Annotated in this window: 3 protein-coding genes and 1 pseudogene; all 4 read left to right on the top strand. The window is 70.9% G+C overall.

The features are described from left to right. A pseudogene (locus AC08OT_RS19000) lies at nucleotides 1–198 on the top strand (hypothetical protein); the annotation flags it as partial. A 105-nt stretch (nucleotides 199–303) separates the two neighbouring features. After that, nucleotides 304–870, top strand: a complete 567-nt coding sequence (locus tag AC08OT_RS19005; protein WP_462185970.1) for an adenine phosphoribosyltransferase — start codon at nucleotides 304–306, stop codon at nucleotides 868–870. An 82-nt stretch (nucleotides 871–952) separates the two neighbouring features. Beyond that, the gene (locus AC08OT_RS19010; RefSeq protein WP_476591764.1) at nucleotides 953–3,526 is read left to right on the top strand and encodes a RelA/SpoT family protein; all 2,574 of its coding nucleotides are present in this window, start codon (nucleotides 953–955) and stop codon (nucleotides 3,524–3,526) included. Between the two features lie 22 nt (nucleotides 3,527–3,548). After that, nucleotides 3,549–5,212: RelA/SpoT family protein (locus AC08OT_RS19015; RefSeq protein ID WP_476603132.1), on the top strand; the 1,664-nt coding region annotated here is incomplete at its 3' end.

Here is a 5,212-nt window from a genome sequence, read left to right on the forward strand (position 1 = left end):
GGTGAGGACGGTCCTGTCCCCGACGAGCGGGCCGAGCAGGCCGTAGGACGACCCGCCTCCGGCGCGCGTGAACCGGTTCCGGCCGGGGCGAACCTGGGCGGTGCCGCCCGACGACCGTCGGGCGCGCCCCCCGCCCGGCGCGCCGCGGGGCGCAAACCCGGCCGGCGCGGACGGCCGAGCGGTAAGAAACGCCGATGAGCCAGGTCACCGGCCGCGCGGATCCGGGCGGCCCCGATCGTGTGGCGGCAGATCTCCGGACGTCCCTGAAGTCCGGACGACCTTGAAGGTGGGAGAAGCGGCACGATGACGAGCATCGACGACGCACCGCAGCGATCCGCCGCGCACGACGCGGTCGCCGAGGTCCTGCGTGGCCACATCCGCGACATTCCCGACTGGCCGCAGCCGGGGGTCGTGTTCAAGGACATCACCCCGCTGCTCGCGACGCCGACCGCGTTCGGGGTGGTCATCGGTGCACTGGCGGACGCGGCCCGGGCGCTGGGGGCCACCACGATCGCCGGCATCGAGGCGCGGGGCTTCCTGCTAGCCGCGCCGGTCGCGGACCGGCTGGGCGCCGGCCTCGTGCCGATCCGCAAGCAGGGCAAGCTGCCGGGGCCGACCCGAAGCGCGTCCTACGACCTGGAGTACGGCGCCGCCACGATCGAGATCCACGCCGACGCAGTGCACGACGGCGACCGGATCCTGCTCGTCGACGACGTGCTGGCCACCGGTGGCACCGCGGCCGCCGCCCACAGCCTGCTCGCGGCTGGCGGCGGGGAGGTCGTGGGGCTGGCGGTCCTCATGGAGCTGTCCTTCCTACCGGGCCGTGATCGGGTTGCGCCGCTCGATGTCGTCTCCCTTCTGGCGATTTGATCTTGCCTGGGTGAGGTCCGCGGAAGGCTTCTGACCAGTGCGGCGTTAGGCTCGGTGTCTAGTCCTTACGCAGGAGCGGTTCGTGCCCGAGGCAGCGCCGGTGACCACCGGAGTTCCGCCGCCCGCCGTCACTCCCTTCCGGGAGCCCCGGCCGGTGGGCGATGCCGCACGGGCCACCGCCGGATCGGCGGCGCGTGAGCCGGCAGCCCACGGGCCGGCACAGCCGCCGGCCGCGGATGGTGGCGATGTCCGCGGGGAGGAGTCACCAGGTGGATCCCCGGGGGGGGCCGAGTTGGTCACCGCGGTCGGCCTGGGACGGCGTCCCGAGGACGGTTCCCCGGTCGTCCCCCGGTTGGGGCACGAGTCGCCGCCGCTGCCGCGTCGGGTGCGCGGGCGGCTCTCCCGCTTTTCGACGCACCGGGCGACGGCTCCCTCGGCTCTCGATCCGGTGCTGCGCGGGCTGCTCGCGAACCACCCGCGCGCCGACATCGCCCAGGTGCAGCAGGCGTTCGAGGTCGCCGACGCGGCGCACGCCGGCCAGGTGCGCTTCTCCGGCCACCCGTACATCACTCATCCGATCGCGGTCGCGAGCATTCTCGCCGATCTGGGGATGGACACCGCGACGCTGTCCGCGGCGTTGCTGCACGACACCCTCGAGGAGACGACGCTCACCGTCGACACAATCCGGGACACCTTCGGTGACCATATCGCGCTCATCGTCGACGCGGTCAGCAAGCTCAACCGGGTCAAGGTCGGCGAGGCGGCCCAGGCGGAGACCATCCGCCGGATGGTCGTCGCGATGGCCCGCGACCCACGCGCGCTGGTGGTCAAGCTCGCCGACCGCCTGCACAACATGCGTACCCTGCGCTTTCTGCCCGAGCACAAGCAGGAACGCAATGCCGGGGAGACGCTCGAGGTCTACGCCCCGCTCGCCCACCGGCTCGGCATGAACTCGTTGAAGTGGGAGCTGGAGGACCTCGCGTTCGCTGCGCTGTATCCGAAACGGTACGATGAAATCGTCCGGCTGGTCGCTGACCGGGCCCCGAGCCGGGACGTCTATCTGGCCGAGGTGATCGGGCAGGTGCAGGCCGGCCTGCGGGACGCGCGGATCAAGGCCGTCGTCTCCGGGCGGCCGAAGCACTATTACTCGATCTACCAGAAGATGGTGGTGCGCGGCCGTTCCTTCGACGACATCTATGATCTGGTCGGCATCCGCGTCCTGGTCGACTCGGTCCGGGACTGCTATGCCACGCTGGGCACCGTGCACGCGACCTGGAAGCCGATTCCCGGCCGGTTCAAGGACTACATCGCGATGCCTAAGTTCAACATGTACCAGTCGTTGCACACGACGGTCATCGGTCCCGAGGGCAAACCGGTCGAGCTGCAGATCCGCACGCACGCAATGCACAACCGGGCCGAGTACGGCATCGCTGCGCACTGGAAGTACAAGGAGGACGGGGTTGCGGCCCGGCCCTCGGCGGGGACCCCGGAGGGCGGGCGGGCCGGTCGGCGCAAGGGCGGACCCGACGTGGACCTCATGACCTGGCTGCGTCAGGTGCTCGACTGGCAGCGGGAGACCGCGGACCCGGGAGAGTTCCTCGACAGCCTGCGGTTCGCCGCCGAGACCGACGAGGTTTTCGTCTTCACCCCCAAGGGCGACGTCATCCCGCTACCCGCCGGGTCGACGTCGGTGGACTTCGCCTACGCGGTGCACACCGACATCGGTCACCAGTGCGTCGGGGCCCGGATCAACGGCCGTCTCGCAGCCCTGGACACCCCGCTGGACAATGGCGACACGGTCGAGATCTTCACCTCGCGGGCCCATTCGGCCGGCCCGAGTGGGGACTGGTTGATGTTCGTCCGTTCGTCGCGGGCCAGGACGAAGATCCGCCAGTGGCACGCCCGTGAGCGCCGGGAGGATGCGATCGTCGCCGGCCGCGACGCGATCGGCCGCGCGATGCGCCGCCACGGCCTGCCGCTGTCCCGCCTGATGAGCGGGGACGCCCTGCTGAACCTGGCCAAGGACCTGCGCTACGCCGACGTGGCCGCCCTCTACGCGGCCGTGGGGGAGAACCACGTCAGCGCCCAGTTGGTGGTCTCGCGGCTGCTCGTGGCCCTCGGCGGCCCGGAGGGGGCCGAGGAGGACGCGGGTGAGACCGAGCTGCCGATCCGCACGCTGCGCCGCTCGACCGGGGAGCCGGGGGTGCTCGTCACCGGTGCTCCCGACGTGTGGACGAAGCTCGCTCGCTGCTGTACGCCCATGCCCGGCGACGAGATTGCCGGTTTCGTCACCCGGGGCAAGGGCGTGTCGGTCCACCGGACGGACTGCTCCAACCTGTCGGGGCTGCGTGGCGGGCCGCACGACCGCACGGTCCAGGTCGAGTGGGCGCCGTCGTCGGGCTCGGTGTTCCTCGTCGTGATCCAGGTCGAGGCGATGGACCGTACCAAATTACTCTCGGATGTCACCCGGGTACTGTCCGACCGGCACGTGAACATCCTGTCGGCGTCGGTGGCCACCACGCGGGATCAGGTGGCGGTCAGCCGCTTCACGTTCGAGATGGGAGACACCAAACATCTCAGGCACATCCTGAGTGCGGTGCGTGCTATCGAGGGTGTGTACGGCTGTTTCCGCGTTACCTCGGGCGTACAGGTCTAACGGGTCGAATCAGGGAGGCGCCGTGGATGCTGAGACCGTGGGTGCGGGTCTGCCGGCCGGCGGCGGTCTGACCCCCGCGCTGTCCCGGGCCGACGGCGGCGCCGACGAGGCCTCCCGGGCCCTCTCGGCGGCCCGGCAGGCGAGCGTGCGTCTCGCCCACCTGGCCCGGCGGATGGCGACACCGCGGATGTCCCAGGTGCCGCCGGAGCTGCGTGACATCGTCGAGGCGCATCGCGACTATCATCCGCGTGCCGACATCGGCCTGCTGGTGCACGCCTACGGCATCGCCGAGCGGCTGCACGCCGGTCAGATGCGGCGCAGCGGGGATCCGTACATCAGCCATCCCCTCGCCGTCACCGAGGTCCTCGCGGAGCTGGGGGTGGACACGACCACCCTGATCGCCGCCCTGCTGCATGACACGGTCGAGGACACCGGGTACACCCTCGACTCCGTTACCCAGGAGTTCGGTGCGGAGGTGGCCAACCTCGTCGACGGTGTCACCAAGCTGGACAAGATGCGGTTCGGGGAGGCCGCGGAGGCCGAGACGCTGCGCAAGCTGATCGTGGCCCTGGCCCGGGACTACCGGGTACTGGTCATCAAGATCGCGGACCGGCTGCACAACATGCGCACGCTCGCTTTCATGTCCCCCCCCAAACAGGTGAAGATCTCCCGGGTCACGCTTGAGGTCCTGGCCCCGCTGGCCCACCGGCTCGGCGTCAGCGTGATCAAGCGGGAGCTGGAGGACCGGGCGTTCGCCGTGCTCCATCCCGCCGAGCACGCCCGGATCGCCGCCACGGTGGATGAGTTCACCGCCGCTGAGCGCGCGGCCGGAACCGTCGCGGCGCTGGTGACACGGTTGCGAGCCGGGCTCGCGGGGGCTCGCATCGACGGCGCCGTCTCCATCCGGGTCAGCCACCTGTTCTCGATCTACAAGCGGGCTCAGGAGCGCAACCGGCCCGTCCAGGACTACACCGACCTCGTCCGCGTTCTCGTGCTCGTCGACGAGGTGACGGACTGTTACGCGGCGCTGGGTGTCATCCACGCCCTGTGGCGACCGGTGCCCGGCAGGCTGCGCGACTTCGTGGCCACCCCGAAGTTCAACATGTACCAGTCCCTGCACACGACGGTGACCGACGACGCCGGCCGCTCCCTCGACATCCAGATCAGGACGCCGTCGATGCACCGGCTGGCCGAGACCGGGATCGTCGCCCGACCGGTCGGGCCCGGCGCGGACGGCGCCCGCCTGGAGGGCCTGTCCTGGTTGCACAGCCTGCTGGACTGGCAGGAGGAGGTCGACTCGGACGAGTTCCTCGAGTCGCTGTCCTCGGACCTGGACGCCGACGAGGTGCTGGCGTTCACGCCCAAGGGCAGGATGCTCGCGCTGCCGGCCCGGTCCTCCCCGGTGGATGTCGCCTACGCCGTGCACACCGACATCGGGCACCGGGCGATCGGCGCCCGGGTCAACGGTCGGCTCGTCCCGTTGGATACCCGGCTGCGCAACGGCGACGTCGTCGAGATCCTGACGTCCAACCTCCCAGGCGCGAGACCGTCGGAGGACTGGTTGCACTTCGTCAGGACCTCCCGGGCCCGGGTACGTATCCGGCGCCGGCTGGCCCGGCAGCGCAGGGACGCCGCGGCCGGGGTGGCCGAGCCGGGCGTCACGACCACTCGGTCCGGGAACCTGTC

The sequence above is a fragment of the Frankia sp. CgJB1 genome (assembly GCF_977947065.1).

Excerpts from the sequence above, each read along its gene's own strand:
- AC08OT_RS19005 (WP_462185970.1), top strand. The coding sequence starts at position 304 with ATGACGAGCATCGACGACGCACCGCAGCGATCCGCCGCGCACGACGCG.